We start from the raw sequence: 21712 nt of genomic DNA on the forward strand, positions 1-21712 counted from the left end.
ATGGACTCGCTAAGGATGTGCGCCATTTATCAGGAATGCCATTATGAGCCTGATTATTGATGTTATTTCGCGAAAAACATCCGTCAAACAAACGCTGATCAATCCTGGCGACGTTACGGTTGTCATTTATGAGCCCTCTGTGGTGCAGGTTCATGCTCAGGCATCTGCCGTTGCGCGTTATGTTCGTGACGGAAATGACTTGTTGATCTATATGCAGGACGGCACGGTGATCCGCTGCAACGGTTATTTCCTGCAAGCGGCAAATACCAGCGAACAATCCGAACTGGTGTTTGCCGATGGTCAACAGCTGACTCATGTCACCTTTGCCGATACCGCGGCAGGTGGATTAGCGCCTGTGGAGCTGACCGCTCAGACCACCGCAATTGAAAGCATTGCGCCGTACCTTGATATCGTCGGCCAGACGACGGCTTTCCCGTGGGGATGGCTGGCGGGGGCGGCGGTAGGTGGCGGCGCGCTTGGCGCTTTACTGGCAAGCGGTGGCGGTGATGGCTCAAAAACTGAAGTGGTTAACAACCCACCGCCAGCCGAGCCCGGCAACGCCACGCCATCGTTTTTGGTAACCGATAATCAGGGCGATCAACGCGGTATTCTTTCCGCCAACGATACCACCGATGACACTACGCCAACCTTTAGCGGCAGCGGGCAGGCGGGGGCGACCATCCAGATTAAAGACAGCAATGGTGACACCATCGCCAGTACTCAGGTCGGTAGCGATGGACGCTGGAGCGTCGATTTGCCCACGCAAAGCGCGGGCGAACATACCTGGTCAGTGGTGCAGATCGTCGGTAGCACCATTACCAACGCCGGGTCGATAACGTTAACCATCGACAATAGTCAGGCCGCCATACAGCTCGCCACCACCGCAGGCGATAACATTATTAACGCCAGCGAACAGGCCGCTGGATTTACGCTTTCTGGCACCGGTAGCCATCTGGCACAGGGAACAGAACTCACCGTTACGCTAAACGGCAAAACCTACACCACCACCGTTGGGGCTAACGGTGTCTGGAGCGTACAAGTACCGACCGCCGATGCACAGGCGTTAGGCGAAGGGAATCAGGCGGTGCTGGTCAGTGGGAAAGATGCCACGGGCAATACGGTCACTGGCGCGCAACTGTTAACGGTCGATACCCAACCGCCGACACTTGCTATCAACACCATCGCCCAGGACAACATTGTCAGTGCCGCGGAACATAACGCCGCGCTGGTGTTAAGCGGTACATCGAATGCGGAAGCGGGGCAAACCGTAACCCTGAACCTGAACGGCGTCACCCACACAGCAACCGTCGGTAGCGACGGAACCTGGCAAGTGACGCTGCCTGCCGCTGAAGTGCAGGCGCTGGCCGATGGCAACTACGCCGTAAATGCCAGCGTCAGTGACCGGGCAGGAAATACCACCAGTAACAATGCGAATTTCACGGTAGACACCACTGCGCCAGTGGTCAGCGTTAACATCATCGCTGGCGACGATATTCTTAACACCGCTGAACAGATTGTGGCGCAGATTATTTCCGGTCAGGTCAGTGGGGCTTCTCCGGGGGATATCGTCACCGTGAAGTTAGGTGCCACAGTTCTGACAGGCGTGGTACAGGCAGACGGCAGCTGGAACGTAGCGCTTGATCCGGCGGTAACCCGTACTCTGGCGCGTGGCCCTAACGACATCATCGTCACGGTTACTGATGCCGCTGGAAATACCGGTACAGCGACCCATAACATCACGCTGGCAGGCGTCGCGCCGCAGGTGGCAATAGATACTATCAGCGGTGATAACGTACTGAATGCGCTGGAATCTCAGCAGCCGCTCACGTTAAGCGGCACTAGCAATTTACCTGACGGCGGCACGGTTAACGTGACGCTGAATAATGTCACGTATAGCGCTCAGGTCAGCGGCGGCGTCTGGTCGCTGAATGTTCCGGTGAGCGATGTCCTGAATCTGGCAAACACCAATTACACCGTTACCGCCAGCGCCACCGATGTGACCGGCAACACCGGCACCGCGCAGAGCAATTTGCTGGTCGATACGGTGCTGCCGCAGGTGATCATCAACATCTTTGCAGGCGACAACATTGTTAACAACGCCGAAGCAGCGGCAGATCAAACCCTCAGTGGGCGCGTCGTGGGTGCGGTGCAGGGCGATACCGTCACTATTGAACTGGGCGGTCATACCTACACGGCGACGGTGGGCAGCAACCTTACCTGGAGTGTGAACGTACCGACGGCGGATTTACAGGCGCTGGGCGATGGGGCGTTAACGATAAATGCTTCTGTGACGAACGGGCATGGCAACACTGGTAATGGTGAGCGTGATATCACCATCAGCGCCACGCTGCCGGGACTGCGTATCAATACTGTCTCCGGCGATGACGTTATTAACGCTCTCGAACAGCAGCAGGATTTGGTCATTTCTGGCAGCAGTAGCCATTTACCTGCGGGCACTACCGTGACGGTAACACTCGGCAACGAAAGCTATCAGGGCGTGACCGACAGCAACGGCAACTGGCAGGTGGGTGTTCCAGCTGCGGACTTGCAGGCGCTCACTGCGGGCACGGTTATTGTTACCGCCAGTGCGGAAGATCCGGCAGGTAACCCAGTTTCTATCAACCATAATGTGCGGGTTGATGCGGGTAGCGTGGCGATTGTTATCAATACCGTCTCCGGCGATGACATTATCAATGCCGCAGAAAAAGGTGCGCCGCTGACGCTGACCGGCACCACTCAAGGAGTAGAGGCCGGGCAAACGGTAGTCGTGAAATTTGCCGGGCAAACCCTGACGACCACTGTTCAGAATGACGGTTCCTGGAGCCTGACCGTTCCCGCCAGTGCGGTAAGCAGCCTGCCCGATGGCGCAGCAGAAATCACCGCGACCGTCACTAATATCAGCGGTAACACTGGCGACACCTCCCGCACCATTACCGTCGACAGTCAGGCGCCAGCCTTAAGTATCGATTCGCTGACCGCCGATAACGTCATCAACGCCGCCGAAAGTGGTCAGGATCTGCAAATCACTGGCACCACTGACGCCCAGCCGGGGCAGACGGTGACCGTCACGCTGAATGGGCAGACGTATCAGGGCGTCGTGCAGGCAGACGGCACCTGGAGTGTGACCGTACCTGCCGCCAACGTTGGCGCACTGGCTGACGGCAACGCCACGGTCACCGCCAGCGTGAACGATGTCGCAGGTAACCCGACCAGCGTCTCACGTGTGGCGCTGGTGGATGCCACGCCGCCCGTGGTGACCATTAATCCGGTGGCGAGCGATAACGTCATCAACACGCCGGAACACACCCAGGCGCAAATCATCAGCGGCACGGTCGCTGGCGCGCAGGCTGGCGATATCGTCACTGTGACGTTGAATAATGTGAATTACACCACCGTGGTGGATGCTTCCGGCAACTGGAGTCTGGGCGTTCCGGCCTCGGTGGTCAGTGGGCTGGCGGACGGCAGTTATCCTGTCAATGTTTCAGTGACTGACCGTGCCGGAAACACGGGCAGCCAGTCACTGACCGTCACGGTCGATACCGCCGCGCCAGTAATTGGTATTAACACCATTGCTGGCGATGATGTGATAAACGCCAGCGAAAAAGGGGCCGATGTCCAGATTACCGGTACCAGCGATCAGCCAGCCAATACCGCTATCACCGTGACGCTGAACGGGCAAAATTACACCACCACGACCGACGCCTCCGGCAACTGGAGCGTCACGGTTCCGGCATCGGCGGTAACCGCACTGGGCCAGGCCAACTACACAGTAACGGCGGCGGTGACCAGCGGTATCGGCAACAGCGCCACCGCCAGCCATAACGTGCTGGTCGACAGCGCGCTGCCCGGTGTGACCATTAACCCAGTGGCAACCGACGATGTTATTAACGCCGCCGAAGCGGGCGTTGCGCAAACCATCAGCGGGCAGGTTACTGGAGCCGCCGTTGGCGACACAGTAACGATTACGTTGGGCGGTAATACTTACACCACCACCGTGCAGGCCAATTTAAGCTGGAGCGTGAGCGTTCCGGCGGCAGATATTCAGGCGCTGGGTAATGGCGATTTAACGGTGAGCGCCTCGGTCACCAATCAAAACGGCAACACCGGCAGCGGCACGCGGGATATCACCATCGACGCTAATCTGCCCGGTCTGCGGGTCGATACGGTGGCGGGCGATGATGTGGTCAATATCATCGAACACGGGCAGGCGCTGGTTGTCACCGGCAGCAGCTCGGGGCTGGCAGAAGGCACGCCGCTTACCGTTACGATTAATAATGTGGACTACACCACTGCGGTGCAGGCCGATGGTAGCTGGAGCGTGGGCGTCACGGCGGCGCAGGTTAGCGCCTGGCCTGCGGGGACGGTTAATATTGCCGTTTCCGGGGAAAGTAGCGCCGGAAATCCGATAAGCATTACGCATCCGGTAACGGTGGATCTCACTCCGGCGGCTATCACCATCAACACTATCGCCACGGACGATGTGATTAACGCCGCAGAAAAAGGCGCTGATTTAACGCTTTCCGGCACCACCACGAATGTAGAAGCCGGGCAAACGGTCACCGTGACCTTTGGCGGTAAAAACTACACCGCTACCGTGGCGAGCGATGGTAGCTGGACCGCCACCGTTCCCGCCGCCGATCTGGCGTCATTAACCGATGGCAGCGCCTCCGCGCAGGCCAGCGTCAGCAATATCAATGGCAATAGCGCCTCGGCGGTGCATAACTACAGCGTCGACAGCAGCGCGCCGACCATCATTATCAATACCGTTGCCAGCGACAATATCGTTAACGCCAGCGAAGCTGACGCGGGCGTGACGGTGAGCGGCACCACCACTGCCGAGGCAGGGCAGATCGTTACGATAACGCTCAATAGCCCGACCGTGCAGACGTATCAGGCAACGGTACAGGCCGACGGCAGCTGGAGTATTAATATTCCAGCGGCAGATCTTGAGGCATTGACGGATGGCAGCCACACCCTGACGGCGACGGTCAATGACAAAGCGGGCAACCCGGCGAGCACCACGCATAATCTGGCGGTGGATCTCACCGTTCCGGTGCTGACCATCAACACCATTGCGGGCGACGATATTATTAACGCCACCGAGCACGGGCAGGCGCTGGTGATTTCCGGTTCCAGCACAGGCGGAGAAGCGGGAGATGTCGTCAGCGTCACGTTAAACAATAAAACCTACACCACCACGCTGGATGCCTCCGGCAACTGGAGCGTCGGCGTTCCGGCAGCGGACGTCACGGCGCTGGGCAGCGGCCCGCAAACCGTGACGGCGACCGTTACCGATACGGCAGGTAACAGCGACAGCGAGACGCACACGGTTACCGTTAACCTTACCGCACCGACCATTGGCATCAACACCATCGCCACCGATGACGTGATTAACGCCAGCGAAAAAGGCGCGGACCTGCAAATTTCCGGCACCAGCAATCAGCCCGCAGGCACCACAATTACGCTGACGCTTAACGGGCAAAATTACTCCGCCACGACGGACGCCGCAGGCAACTGGAGCACCACGGTGCCAGCCTCTGCCGTCGGTGCGCTGGGCGAAGCCAGTTACACGGTGACTGCGAACGTCACCGACAGCGCGGGCAACAGCAATTCCGCCAGCCATAACGTGCAGGTCAATACCGCGCTGCCTGGCGTCACCATTAATCCGGTAGCGAGCGACGATATTATTAACGCCGCCGAATCGGGTGTGGCGCAGACTATCAGCGGCCAGGTGACGGGTGCGGTGGCGGGCGATACCGTTACCGTAACGCTTGGCGGTAAAACCTACACCGCTACCGTGCAGGGGAATTTAAGCTGGAGCGTGGACGTTCCGGCAGCGGATATTCAGGCCATCGGTAATGGCGACCTCACGGTTAACGCCTCGGTGACCAACGGAGTTGGCAATACCGGCAGCGGTTCGCGCGATATAACTATCGATGCCAACCTGCCTGGTCTGCGCGTTGATACCGTGGCGGGCGATGATGTGGTCAACAGCATCGAGCACGCTCAGGCGCTGGTGATAACCGGTAGCAGCAGCGGGCTGGCGGCGGGCGCGGCGCTGACGGTGGTGATTAACACGGTCACTTACGCTGCGACGGTATTAGCCGATGGCACATGGAGCGTTGGCGTTCCGGCGGCAGATGTGGGCAACTGGCCTGCGGGGACGGTGAATATCACGGTTTCAGGCGCCAGTAGCGCCGGAAACCCGGTCACTATCACCCATCCGGTCACCGTCGATCTGGCGGCGGTGGCTATTTCCATTAACGCCGTTTCCGGCGACGATGTGATTAACGCCGCCGAAAAAGGGGCCGATTTAACCCTTTCCGGCAGCACTTCCGGCGTGGAAGCGGGGCAAACCGTCACCGTCACCTTTGGCGGTAAAACCTACACCGCCACCGTAGCGGGCGATGGTAGCTGGACAACCACCGTACCCGCCGCCGATCTCAGCGCGTTACGCGACGGCGACGCCACCGTGCAGGCCAGCGTCAGCACTATTAACGGCAACACGGCTTCGGCAACCCACGCCTACAGCGTCGACGCCACGGCACCGACGCTTGCCATTAACACCATCGCCACCGACGATATTCTTAACGCCGCCGAGGCGGGCAATCCGTTAACCATCAGCGGCAGCAGTAGCGCCGAAGCGGGGCAGACGGTAACAGTCACGCTTAATGGCGTGACTTACAGCGGCACCGTCCAGGCGGACGGCAGCTGGAGCGTCAGCGTACCGACGGCGGATCTCGGCAATCTGACCGCCAGCCAGTACACGGTCAGCGCCTCGGTAAGCGATAAAGCAGGTAATTCGGCGACCGCCACCCACGGCCTGGCGGTGGATCTCACCGTGCCAGTGCTGACCATTAACACCGTCTCCGGCGATGACATTATTAATGCCGCCGAACACGGACAGGCGCTGGTGATCTCCGGTTCCAGCACTGGCGGCGAAGCGGGCGATATCATCACCGTCACGTTAAACAGTAAAACCTACACCACCACGCTGGATGCCTCCGGTAACTGGAGCGTCGGCGTTCCGGCGGCAGATGTCACCGAGCTGGGCAGCGGCCCGCAAACCGTCACTGCCACCATTACCGACGCGGCAGGCAACAGCGATGACGCCAGCCGCACGGTCACCGTGAATCTGACCTCGCCAACCATTGGTATCAATACTATTGCCACGGATAACGTGATTAACGCCACGGAAAAAGGCGCGGATCTGCAAATCACCGGCACCAGTAATCAGCCCGTAGGCACCACCATTACGGTGACGCTAAACGGGCAAAATTACACCGCCACTACCGATAGCAACGGCAACTGGAGCGCCACGGTGCCAGCGTCAGCGGTCAGTACATTGGGTGAGGCCAACTACACGGTAACCGCAAACATCACTGACACGGCAGGCAACAGTAATTCCGCCAGCCATAATGTGCTGGTCAACAGCGCGCTGCCTGCCATCACCATTAACGCGGTGGCGACCGATGACATTATCAACGCTGCCGAAGCGGGCAATGCGCAAACCATCAGCGGCCAGGTCACGGGCGCGGCGCAGGGAAATACGGTCACCGTTACGCTGGGTGGCAACACCTACACCGCCACGGTGCAGGCTAATTTAAGCTGGAGCGTTAGCGTGCCAGCGGCTGATATTCAGGCGCTGGGCAACGGCTCCCTGACGGTTAACGCCTCGGTCACCAACGTCGTTGGTAATACCGGTAGCGGCTCGCGGGATATCACAATCGACGCCAATTTGCCTGGCCTGCGGGTCGATACCGTGGCGGGCGATGATGTTATTAACAGCATTGAGCACAATCAGGCGCTGGTGATTACCGGGAGCAGCACTGGACTGACGGCAGGAACGGCGTTAACGGTTGTGATCAACAACGTCACTTACGCTGCCACGGTTTTAGCCGATGGCACATGGAATCTCGGCGTTCCGGCGGCCGACGTCAGCAACTGGCCTGCGGGTACGGTGGATATTACTGTAAGCGGCACTAACAGCGCCGGAACAACCTCCACCATTACCCATTCGGTTACCGTCGATCTGGCGGCAGTCGCCATCACCATTAACACCCTTTCGGGCGATGATGTGATCAACGCCGTCGAAAAAGGCGAAACGCTGGTCGTAAGCGGCAGCACCAGCGGCGTGGAAGCCGGACAGACGGTGACCGTCACCTTTGGCGGCAAAAATTACACCACCACCGTGGAAGCCAACGGTAGCTGGACGGTGAATGTACCGCCTGCCGATCTCGCTGCGTTGCCGGACGGCGCGGGCAACGTGCAGGCGAACGTCAGCAATATTAACGGCAACAGCGCCCAGGCGACTCATGCTTTCAGCGTCGATGGCACCGCGCCGATCATTACCATCAACACCATCGCCAGCGACGATATTCTTAATGTGAGCGAAGCGGGCGCGGGGATCACCATCAGCGGCACCACCACGGCGCAGGCCGGGCAGACGCTGACCGTCACGCTCAATAACAACACGTACCAGACCACCGTTCAGGCGGATGGCACCTGGAGCGTGAATGTTCCGGCAACGGATTTAAGCGGACTGACCGCCAGCAGTTATACCGTGACCGCCACGGTAAGCGATAAAGCGGGTAACCTGGCAAGCGCCGACCACGCGCTGGCGGTGGATGTCACCGCGCCGGATCTCACCATTAACACCGTTTCGGGCGATGACATTATCAACGCTATCGAACACGGGCAGGCGCTGGTGGTGAGCGGCACTAGCACGGGCGCGGCACCCGGCGATGTGGTCACCGTCACGCTCAACGGCAAAAACTACACCACCACGCTGGACGCTTCCGGTAACTGGAGCGTCGGTATTCCGGCGGCGGATGTCACGGCGCTGGCGACCGGTAGCCAGACCATTACCGCCAGCCTGAGCGATCGCGCGGGCAACAGCGACAGCACGACTCACGATGTGACCGTTGATCTCAGCGGCCCGACGCTGACCATCAACACTGTCTCCGGTGATGACATTATTAATAATGCAGAGAAAACCCAGGATCTAATCATCAGCGGCGGCTCCAGCGGCCTGGCGACGGGCTCCACGGTCACCGTGATGTTGAACGGCCTGGCTTACAGCGCCACCACCGACGGTTCCGGCAACTGGAGCGTTACCGTGCCAGCTTCGGCAGTCGGTGCCTTGGGCGAGGCAGTGTATCAAATTAGCGCCAGCGCCACCGACAGCGCAGGCAACAGCGGCAGTACCACCCATACGGTGAATGTCGAATCACTCCTGCCTGGGGTAATCATTAACACCGTAGCAGGTGATGACATTATCAACGCCGCTGAAATTGCCGTTAACCAGACCATCAGCGGTCAGGTTACAGGGACGGCAGCAGCAGGGGACACGGTCACTATCACGCTCGGCGGTAATCAATACACAGCCACCGTGCAGCCAGATTTAAGCTGGAGCGTCAGCGTACCGACGGCAGATTTGCAGGCGTTAGGTAACGGTGAGCTGACCATCACCGCCTCGGTCACCAACACCACAGGCAATACCGGCACCGCCACACACGACATCGTGATAGACGCCAACCTGCCAGGTCTGCGCGTCGATACCGTAGCAGGCGATGATGTGGTCAATATTATCGAGCACGGTCAGGCGCTGGTGGTAACCGGCAGCAGTACCGGACTGGCGGTGGGAACGCCACTGACAGTGGAAATCAACAACGTCACCTACGGCGCAACGGTACTCGCCGATGGCAGCTGGAGCGTCGGCGTTCCGGCGGGAGATGTCGCAAACTGGCCTGCGGGGACGGTCAATATTGCCGTCTCTGGCACTAATACCGCCGGAACCACAACCAGCATTACTCATCCGGTGACTGTCGATCTCGCTACCGTGGCGATCACCATCAACACCCTTTCCACTGACGATGTCATTAACGCCACCGAGAAAGGCAGCGATTTGCAGCTCTCCGGCACCACCTCCGGCGTGGAAGCGGGGCAGACCATCACCGTTATTTTCGGCGGCAAAAGCTACACCACTACGGTTGCCGCGGATAATACCTGGGGGCTGACGATCCCAGCCGCCGATCTCGCAACCTTGCCGGACGGCGCAGCAAACGTACAAGCCAGCGTCAGCAACGTAGCTGGCAACATCGCCCAGGCAACACATGCTTACAGCGTTGATGCCACCGCGCCCTCCGTTACCATCAACACCATCGCCTCGGACGATATTCTTAATGCCGCTGAAGCCGGAACGGCGCTGACCATCAGCGGCACCAGTACGGCAGAAGCCGGGCAGACGGTGACCGTGACGCTAAACGGCGTCAGTTACAGCGGGAACGTACAGGCTGACGGTAGCTGGAGCGTCAGCGTACCAACTGGCGATTTAGCCAACCTCACCGCAAGCCCCTATACGGTGAGCGCGGCGGTCAGCGACAAAGCCGGAAATCCGGCCTCGGCAACGCATAATCTGACGGTAGATCTCGTTGCCCCAGTCGTCACCATTAACACGGTGGCGGGCGATGACATCATCAACGCCACGGAACATGCTCAGGCGCAGATTATCAGCGGCTCGGCAACGGGCGCGACGACGGGTAACACGGTTTCCGTGACGATTGGCGCCAACACGTATACCACCGTGCTGGACGCCAACGGCAACTGGAGCATCGGCGTGCCTGCCAGCGTGATTTCCGCGCTGGCGCAGGGCGATGTGACCATTACCGCCACGGTCACCGACTCCGCAGGTAACAGCGGCACGGCCTCGCACACTGTCAGCGTGGCGCTCGGCGCACCCGTGCTCGGCATCAACACCATTGCCGTCGATGACATTATCAACGCCACGGAGAAAGGCGCGGATCTGGCGATTTCCGGCAGCAGCAACCAGCCTGCGGGTACGCAGGTAACCGTTACGCTCAACGGGCAAAATTACACCACTACTGCCGATGCCTCAGGTAACTGGAGCGTGACCGTTCCGGCATCCGCCGTGAGCGCGCTCGGTGAAGCGACTTACACGGTAACCGCCGCCGCTACTGACGTTGATGGCAACAGTGGTTCCGCTAGCCATAACGTGCAGGTCAATACTGCGCTGCCGGGCGTCACCATTAACGTTGTGGCGAGCGACGATATCATTAACGCCGCCGAAGCAGGCGCGGGCCAGACCATCAGCGGTCAGGTGATGGGTGCTGCGGCAGGCGACACGGTAACCGTCACGCTCGGCGGGGCGACTTACACCGCCACGGTGCAGGCGAATTTAAGCTGGAGCGTCAATGTTCCGGCCTCCGCGTTACAGGCGCTGGGCAACGGCGAGCTGACCATTTCGGCTTCGGTGACGAACAGCGTAGGCAATACTGGAAATGGCACGCGGGAAATCACCATCGACGCGAATCTTCCCGGTCTGCGGGTCGATACTGTCGCTGGCGATGACGTGGTCAACATTATCGAGCACGGGCAGGCGCTGGTGATTTCTGGCAGCAGCTCCGGTCTGGCGGCGGGCAGCAACGTTACGCTGACCATCAACGGGCAAACCTATGTTGCGGCGGTGCTGGCGGATGGCTCATGGAGCGTCGGCGTTCCGGCGGTGGATGTCAGCGCCTGGCCTGCGGGGACGGTCACAATTACGGCGAGCGGCAACACCACCGCCGGAAACCCGGTCAGCGTTACGCATCCGGTGACTGTCGATCTCTCGGCGATTGCCGTCAGCATCAACGCCATTACCGCCGATGATGTGATTAACGCCGCTGAAAAAGGCGCGGCGTTAACGCTCTCCGGCAGCACCTCTGGCGTGGAAACCGGGCAAACGGTTACCGTCACCTTTGGTGGCAAAACCTACACTGCAAGCGTCGCGGCGAATGGTTCGTGGAGCACCTCGGTTCCGGCGGCAGATATGGCAGCCCTGCGTGATGGTGATGCCAGCGCGCAGGCCAGCGTCAGCAATGTTAACGGCAACAGCGCCACCACGACCCACGCTTACAGCGTCGATGCCAGCGCGCCAACGGTGACCATCAACACTATCGCGGGCGACGACATTCTTAATGCCGCCGAAGCCGGTGCGGCGCTGACCATTACTGGCAGCAGCACGGCGGAAGCGGGGCAGACGGTGACCGTTACGCTCAATGGCGCAAACTATACCGGCACGGTACAGACGGACGGCAGCTGGAGCGTCAGCGTGCCGTCAGCCGACTTAAGCGCCCTGACCGCCAGCAACTACACCGTCAGCGCGGCAGTGAGCGACAAGGCCGGAAACCCGGCCTCGGTTAATCACAACCTGACGGTGGATACTTCCGTTCCGGTCGTCACCATCAACACGGTGGCGGGCGATGATGTGATCAACGCGACGGAACACGCCCAGGCGCAGATTATCAGCGGCTCCGCTACTGGCGCGGCAACCGGTAGCACCGTGACGGTGACTATCGGCACAAACACCTTTACCACCGTGCTGGATGCCAGCGGTAACTGGAGCGTCGGTGTCCCGGCAAGCGTCGTCTCGGCACTGGCGAACGGCACGGTGACCATTAACGCCAGCGTCACCGATGCCGCCGGAAACAGCGGCAGCGCCACGCATCAGGTGACGGTCAATACTGGCCTGCCATCAATTACCTTTAACGCCATCAGCGGCGATAACGTCCTGAACGCCGATGAAAAAGGCCAGCCGTTGACCATTAGCGGTAGCAGTACGGGGCTGGCGACAGGCGCACAGGTTACCGTCACGCTCAACGGTCATAACTACAGCGCCACCACCGACGCAGCAGGCAACTGGACCTTAACGGTTCCGGTGAGCGATCTGGCGGCTTTAGGCCAGGCAAACTATACGGTCAGCGCCAGCGCCACCAGTCCGGCAGGCAACACCGCCAGTAGCCAGGCGAATTTACTGGTCGACAGCGGCCTGCCGGGCGTCACCATCAACACTGTGGCAGGCGACGATATTATCAACGCCGCCGAAGCGGGCGCTGATCAAACCATCAGCGGGGTGGTTACCCGCGCCGCCGCTGGCGATACGGTCACCGTGACGCTGGGCGGCAACACTTACACCGCTACGGTACAGGGCAACTTAAGCTGGAGCGTCAGCGTTCCGGCAGCCGATTTACAGGCGTTGGGCAATGGTGATTTGACCATTACCGCCTCGGTCACCAACGCGAATGGCAATACGGGTAGCGGCACGCGGGATATCACCATTGACGCCAACCTGCCGGGGCTGCGCGTGGATACGGTGGCGGGCGATGATATCGTCAACAGTATCGAACACGGGCAGGCGCTGGTGATCACCGGCGGTAGTAGCGGCCTGAATGCAGGCGCAGCGCTGACGGTCACCATCAACGGTGTGGCCTATGCCGCCACGGTACAGGCGGATGGGAGCTGGAGTGTCGGCATTCCGGCGGCAAACGTCAGCGCCTGGCCTGCGGGGCCGTTAACCGTTGACGTGGCAGGACAAAGCAGCGCCGGAAATCCGGTCAGCGTCAGCCATCCGTTCACCGTCGATTTAACGACGGTGGCGATCAGCATCAATACGGTTGCCAGCGATGACGTGATTAACGCCGCCGAAAAAGGTGCCGGGCTGACCCTTTCCGGCAGCACCAGCGGGATTGAAAGCGGGCAAACCGTTACCGTCACCTTTGGCGGCAAAACCTACACCGCAAGCGTCGCCGCTAACGGGAGCTGGAGTGTAACGGTTCCGGCGGCGGATCTGGCAACTCTGCCAGACGGCGCGGCGAACGTGCAGGCCAGCGTCAGCAGCGCGAGCGGCAACAGTGCCTCGGCGACCCATGCGTATAGCGTTGACGCCAGCGCACCGACGCTCACCATAAACACCATCGCCAGCGATGACATCCTTAACGCCACAGAGGCCGGAAGCCCGCTCACCATCAGCGGCACCAGCACCGCCGAAACCGGCCAGACGGTCACCGTCACCCTTAATGGCGCAACCTACAGCGGCAATGTACAGGCGGACGGTAGCTGGAGCGTCAGTGTTCCCACTTCAGCCTTAGGTGCGCTGACCGCAAGCAATTACACCGTCAGCGCCACAGTCAATGACAAAGCGGGTAACCCCGGCAGCGCCAGCCATAATCTGGCGGTAGACACCACCGCGCCCGTTCTCACCATTAACACCGTGGCGGGCGATGACATCATCAACGACGCCGAACACGGGCAGGCGCTGGTGATTTCCGGCACCAGCACGGGCGGGGAAGCGGGCGATGTGGTGAGCGTTGTGCTCAACGGCAAAACCTACACCACCACCCTGGATGCCTCCGGCAACTGGAGCGTCGGCGTCCCGGCGGCGGATGTTACGGCACTCGGTAGCGGTGCGCAGACGATCACCGCCAGCGTCAGCGATCGGGCGGGCAACAGCGATGATGCCAGCCGCACCGTGACCGTCAGTCTCACCGCGCCAGTGATTAGCATCAATACCATCGCGGGTGATGACGTGATCAACGCCACTGAAAAAGGATCGAATCTGGCGCTTTCCGGCACCAGCGATCAACCTGCGGGCACGGCGATCACCGTGACGCTGAACGGACAAAACTACAGCACTACCACCGACGCTTCCGGCAACTGGAGCGTTACCGTACCCGCCTCGGCAGTCAGTGCGCTGGGCGAAGCGACCTACAGCGTGACGGCGAGCGTCACCAACGCCCAGGGCAACAGCAGCACCGCCAGCCATAACGTGCAGGTCAATACCGCGCTGCCGGGTGTGACCATTAATCCGGTGGCGACGGACGATATTATCAATGCCGCTGAAGCAGGCAGCGCACAAACCATCAGCGGTCAGGTAACCGGTGCGGCGGCGGGCAGCACTGTCACCGTTGCGCTGGGCGGCAAAACCTACAGCGCCACCGTCCAGCCAGATTTAAGCTGGAGCGTGAGTGTCCCCTCAGCCGACTGGCAGGCGCTGGGTAACGGTGAGTTAACCGTTAACGCCTCGGTGACCAACGCCGTTGGCAACACCGGCAGCGGCACGCGCGATATCACCATCGATGCCAGTCTGCCAGGTCTGCGAGTCGATACCGTTGCAGGCGATGATGTGGTCAATATTATTGAACACGGTCAGGCGCAGGTGATTACTGGCAGCAGTTCCGGTTTTGCCGCAGGGACGGCATTGACGGTGGTGATTAATAACCAAACTTACGCCGCCACGGTGCTGGCAAACGGCACCTGGAGCGTCGGCGTTCCGGCGGCGGATGTCAGCAACTGGCCTGCGGGAACGCTGAACATTAGCGTTAGCGGTGCGAACAGTGCCGGAACACAAACCAGCATTACCCATCCGGTCACGGTTGATCTCACTACCGTCGCCATCAGCATGAACAGCATCACCAGCGATGATGTGATTAACGCCGCCGAAAAAGGCGCGGCGCTAACGCTCTCCGGCAGTACGTCCGGCGTCGAAGTGGGGCAAACCGTTACTGTGACCTTTGGTGGCAAAACCTACACCACCACGGTGGCAGCAAACGGTAGCTGGAGCACCACCGTTCCGGCTGCGGATATGGCGACGTTGCGTGACGGTGATGCCAGCGCTCAGGTGCGGGTGACCAACGTTAATGGCAACAGCGCCACGGCAACACATGAATACAGCGTCGATAGCGTCGCGCCGATCGTCACCATCAACACGATAGCCAGCGATAACATCATCAACGCCAGCGAAGCCGCGGCGGGCGTAACGGTGTCTGGCACCAGTACGGCGGAAACGGGGCAAACGCTCACCGTCACGCTTAACGGCAGTAACTACCAGACCACGGTGCAGGCGGACGGTAGCTGGAGCTTAACGCTGCCTGCCAGCGCCTTAACCATGCTTGCTAATAACGGCTACACCCTGACCGCCACGGTCAGCGATCTGGCGGGTAACCCCGGCAGCGCAAGCAAAGGCGTGACCGTCGATACCACCGCGCCCGTCATCAGCTTTAACACCGTGGCGGGCGATGATGTGATTAACAACGTCGAACATACTCAGGCGCAGATTATCAGCGGCACCGCCACGGGCGCGGTCGCGGGCGACCGCCTGGTGGTGACCATCGCCGGGCAGCAGTATGTCACCAGCACCGATGCCAGCGGCAACTGGAGCGTCGGCGTGCCTGCCAGCGTGATTTCCGGCCTTGCGGACGGCACGGTGACCATCAGCGCCACCATCACCGATAGCGCAGGTAACAGCAGCACTCAGACGCACAACGTGCAGGTCAATACGGCGGCAGTGTCACTTTCGGTCAGCACCATCAGCGGCGATAACCTTATTAATGCCGCCGAAGCAGGCAGTGCGCTGACCCTGAGCGGCACTGGCACTAATTTTGCGACAGGCACAGTGGTGACCGTGTTGCTTAACGGCAAAGGCTATAGCGCCACTATTCAAAGCAACGGGAGCTGGAGCGTGAACGTGCCAGCGGCAGACGTCGCGGCGCTGGCGGATGGTACCAGCTACACGGTCAGCGCTTCCGCTCAGGACAGCGCCGGAAACAGCGCCACGGCCTCGCGCAGCGTAGCGGTGGATCTCACCGCACCGATTATCAGTATTAACACCGTTTCGACGGACGATCGACTCAACGCCGCAGAACAACAGCAGCCGTTAACCCTTAACGGCTCGACCAGCGCGGAAGTGGGGCAGACGGTCACCGTCACCTTTGGCGGCAAAACCTACACCGCCACGGTTGCTGCCAATGGCACCTGGGCGCTGAACGTGCCTGCGGCGGATCTGGCAGCGCTCGGGCAGGGCGCGCAGACCATTACCGCCAGCGTGAACGATCGCGCGGGCAACCCCGGACAGGCCACGCACGCTCTGACCGTTGACACCGTTGCGCCAACGGTGACCATCGCCACCGTGGCGGGTGACGATATTATCAACAACGCCGAGCAGCTTGCCGGGCAGACCATCAGCGGCACCACCACCGCCGAAGTGGGTCAGACGGTGACCGTCACCTTTAACGGTCAGAGCTGGACCGCCACGGTCGGCAGCGGCGGAAGCTGGTCGGTCTTTATTCCGGCGCAGCAGTTTACCGGATTAAGCGACGGCAGCTACACCATTAGCGCGACGGTCAGCGATCAGGCGGGAAACCCCGGTAGCGCCAGCCGTGGCGTGACGTTGAACGGCGATGTGCCTACCGTCACCATCAACACTTTTGCGGGCGACGATGTAGTGAACGCGGCGGAACATGGCTCGTCGCTGGTGATCAGCGGCACCACCACCGCCCCAGTTGGGCAGACGCTGACCCTGACCTTAAACGGCAAAACCTACACCACCACCGTGCAGACGGGCGGTAGCTGGAGCTACACGCTCGGCAGCGCCGATGTCACTGCGCTGGCGGACGGCAACGCCTACGTGATTAACGCCTCGGTGAGCAACGCCATTGGCAACACCGGCATCAGTAATCACACTATTACCGTCGATCTCAGCGCCCCGGCGATGGGCATTAATATTGATTCCCTGCAAGCAGACACCGGGCTTAGCGCCAGCGACTTTATCACCAGCGTCAGTCCGGTGGTGGTCAACGGCTCGCTCACCGCCGCGCTTGCCAGTAACGAGACGGCGCAAATCAGTATCGACGGCGGCGCAACCTGGACCACGCTTACCGTCACTGGCACGACCTGGCGCTATAACGACAGCCGCACGCTGACCGATGGCAACTATCTCTATCAGGTGCGGGTGATTGACGCAGCGGGCAACGTTGGCGCGACCGACAGCCAGAACGTGGTGATCGACACCATCGCGCCAGATCCAGCGGTGAAAACCATCGCCATCAGCGCGATCACTACCGATACCGGCTTGATCACTAACGATTTTGTCACCAGCGACACGACGCTTGCGGTAAGCGGCACGCTGGGGGCGACGCTGGCTGCCGGTGAGTTCGCGCAAATCAGCATCGACGGCGGCACCACCTGGCAGAATCTGTCGGTAAGCGGATTAACCTGGACGTACCTTGACGGACGCACGCTGGCTGACGGTAACTACAACTATCAGGTGCGGGTGATCGACACCGCCGGAAATATCGGTGCGACCGCCAGCCAGATTGTCACCGTTGACACCACCGCGCCGCTGGCGAGCAAAACCATCGCCATTGCGGGCATCAGCGATGACACCGGGTTAAGCAGCAGCGATTTTGTTACCCGCGATACCACGCTGACCGTGCGCGGGACGCTCGGTGCGGCGCTGGCCGCTGATGAACGGGCGCAAATCAGCCTCGACGGCGGTGTCACCTGGACAACCTTAACCGTTATCGGCACCAGCTGGAGCTATGCCGATGGTCGCACACTGACCGACGGCACCTGGAACTACACGGTGCGGGTGGTGGATCTGGCGGGGAATGTTGGGCAGACCGCAACGCAAAACGTGGTGGTCGACACCACCAGCCCGGAAGCGGCGAAAAGCATCACCATTACCGGCATCAGCGATGACACCGGAGCCAGCAGCAGCGATTTTATTACCAGCGATACCTCGCTTACCGTGCGCGGCGTACTGGGCGCGGCGCTCGGCACTAATGAATTCGCGCAAATCAGCACCGACAACGGTGCAACCTGGGTGAACGTAACGCTGGCGGCAGACGGCTTGAACTGGAGTTACGTTGACGGACGCACGCTAACGAATGGCACGACGACCTGGCAGGTACGAGTGGTCGATCTGGCGGGCAACGTTGGCGCAACCGGCAGCCAGTCGGCGCAGATTGACACCGTTAACCCGGCGCAGGTGTTGACCATCGCCAGCATTAGCACCGACACGGGGAGTTCGTCCACCGACTTTATCACCAGTGATACAACGCTCACGTTGACCGGTTCGCTGGGGGCGGGGCTTGCCAGCGGCGAAGTGGCGCAGATTAGCCTTGATGGCGGTGCGACCTGGACCACGCTCACTACCAACGGCACGCAGTGGACTTACACCGACAGCCGCACGCTGACCGATGGCAGCTATGTTTATCAGGTGCGGGTGCTGGATCTGGCGGGGAACACCGGCCCGGTGGTGTCGAAAACGGTGGTGGTCGATACGATTAACCCCACCGCCACGCCAACTATTGTGTCGTACACCGATGATGTCGGGCAGCGGCAGGGGACGTTAAGCAGTTCGCAGGCCACTGACGATACCACTCCGTTGCTGAACGGTGTGCTCTCCGGCCCGTTGGCCAGCGGTGAAGTGGTTTACCTCTACCGTAACGGTCTGCTGTTAGGCGCGGTGACGATGGTAGGTGCGCTGAACTGGACCTACAGCGACAGCGGTCTGGTCAGCGGCGCCTATACCTACAGTGCGCGGGTGGTGGATCTGGCAGGGAATATCACCTCCTCCAGTGATTTTATCCTGACGGTCGATACTTCTATTCCGACCACGCTGGCGCAAATCACCAGCCAGACCACGCGCGATACCACGCCGATTATCAGCGGGGTGATCACTGCCGCGCTCGCCAGTGGGCAGTATGTCGAAGTGGTCATCAATGGCAAAACCTACACCTCGCAACCGGGCGGTGCGGTAGTGGTCGATCCGGCGCACAACACCTGGTATGTGCAACTGCCGGATACCGATGTGCTGGCGGTGTCCGCGACCGCCTATAACGTCACCGCGCAGGTAAAAAGCTCGGCGGGCAACGGCAACACCGCCAACGTCAGCAACGGCACGGTGACGGTCAACGCGGCGATTGATTACACGCCCGCCTGGACAACTGCCAATAAAACGACCGCCTGGGGGCTGACCTACGGCCTCGACAACCACGGGATGTGGACGGTGCTGGCTAACCAGCAAATTATGCAATCAACCGATCCGCTCACCTGGTCGAAGACCGCACTGACGCTGGTGCAAAGCGGCAACAACTACGCCACCAGTTCAATTGCCGATTATGACCGTAACGGCACGGGCGATCTGTTTATCACCCGTGATGACTACGGTACGGGCTATATCAACGGCTTTACCAATAACGGCGACGGCACCTTTTCCAGCGCGATTCAGGTGAACGTCGGCACGCTGACGTGGTATGGCTCGATTGTGGCGTTTGATAAAGAGGGCGACGGCTATCTCGATTTCTGGATTGGCGACGCGGGCGGGCCGGACTCTAATACCTTCCTGTGGAATAACGCAGGCACTCTGGTAGGCAACTCCACCACCGCCAACAACGGAGGGAGCGCCACGGTCGGTGGGGTGGTGAACGGCTATCTTTCCCTTAACGAAGGTTCCGGCGTCGATCTCAACAATGACGGCAGGGTAGACCTGGTTCAGCACACCTTCAACCTGAATAACTACTACACCCTTTCATCGCTCATCAGCCAGGGCAACGGCACGTTTGTCTGGGGGCAGAACACCATCAACACCTTCCTCAGCGTTGCAGGCAGCGGCGGCAACTCGACGTCTGTGTCCATGACCTGGGCAGATTTCGATGGTGACGGCGATATGGACCTCTTCCTGCCCGCCAGCCAGGGAAGAGCTAACTACGGCTCGCTGTTATTCAATACCAACGGCGTGTTGGGGAATCCGGTGGCGGTGGGGGCAACGGGTACAACCTATGCCAGCCAGTTCAGCGTGGCAGTGGACTGGGATCATGACGGGTTAATGGATATCGCGCGTATTGCTCAGACCGGGCAGTCGTACCTCTATACTAACGTCAGTAATGCCAGTAACTGGACACAATCTACCCTCGGCGGCAGCCAGAGCGGTATCACCAGCGGCGTGGCGGCAATGGATTACGACTGGGACGGCGCGGTGGATGTGCTGGTGACCAAACAGTCGGGCAGCGTGTTCCTGATCCGCAATACTAACACGGTGAGCTACGGTACCTCGCTGCACCTGCGCATCACCGATCCCAACGGCATTAACGTCTATTACGGTAATACCGTAAAACTCTACAACTCGGCGGGAGTGCTGGTCGCTACGCAAATCATCAACCCGCAGTCGGGGATGGGCGTCAACGACACCTCGGCGCTGGTCAATTTCTACGGACTGAATGCCGGGGAAACTTACAACGCGGTGCTGATCAAATCCACCGGCACCACTGCCAGCAATATCGACCAGACGGTGAATACCAGCTGGGGCGGTTTACATGCCACTGATGCTACCCACGCTTACGATCTCAGCGCCGAAGCAGGCACGGCGAGCAACAACGGTAAGTTCGTTGGTACCGGCTATAACGATACCTTCTTCGCTACCGCAGGTACCGACACCTATGACGGTTCCGGCGGCTGGGTGTACAGCTCCGGCACCGGAACCTGGCTGGCGAACGGCGGGATGGACGTGGTCGATTTCCGCCTCTCCACAGTGGGGATCACCGCCAACTTAAGCATCACCACTGCCCAGGCGACCGGCTTTAACACCTCGACATTTACCAATATCGAAGGCATTTCCGGCTCCAACTTTAACGACACCCTGACGGGCAGCAGCGGCGATAACCAACTGGAAGGGCGCGGCGGTAACGACACCATCAACATCGGCAACGGGGGCCATGACACCTTGCTCTATAAACTGCTCAACGCCAGCGACGCCACTGGTGGCAATGGCTCGGACGTGGTGAATGGCTTTACGGTAGGGACATGGGAAGGCACCGCCGACACCGATCGCATTGATATCCGCGAGCTGTTACAGGGCAGCGGCTATACCGGCAACGGCAAAGCCAGCTACGTCAACGGCGTGGCAACGCTGGATGCGCAGGCCGGAAACATCAGTGATTTTGTCAAAGTTACCCAGAGCGGCAGCGACACCATCGTGCAGATCGACCGCGACGGCACGGGCGGCACTTTTGCGGCAACTAACGTGGTCACGCTGACGGGCGTGCATACCGACCTCGCCACTTTGCTGGCGAATCATCAGTTGATGGTGGTGTAG

The 21712-nt window shown here is 60.2% G+C and carries 1 protein-coding gene; it reads left to right on the forward strand.

Annotated features, from left to right (window positions below; all coding sequences use genetic code 11):
- Positions 1-43 precede the first annotated feature (43 nt).
- Positions 44-21712 (forward strand): Ig-like domain-containing protein, encoded by a 21669-nt coding sequence (locus D9734_RS06875; protein ID WP_130206333.1) that lies wholly within the window; start codon positions 44-46, stop codon positions 21710-21712.

The organism is Escherichia sp. E14S1 (genome assembly GCF_004211995.1).
In the GTDB taxonomy this organism is placed as follows: Bacteria; Pseudomonadota; Gammaproteobacteria; order Enterobacterales; family Enterobacteriaceae; genus Escherichia.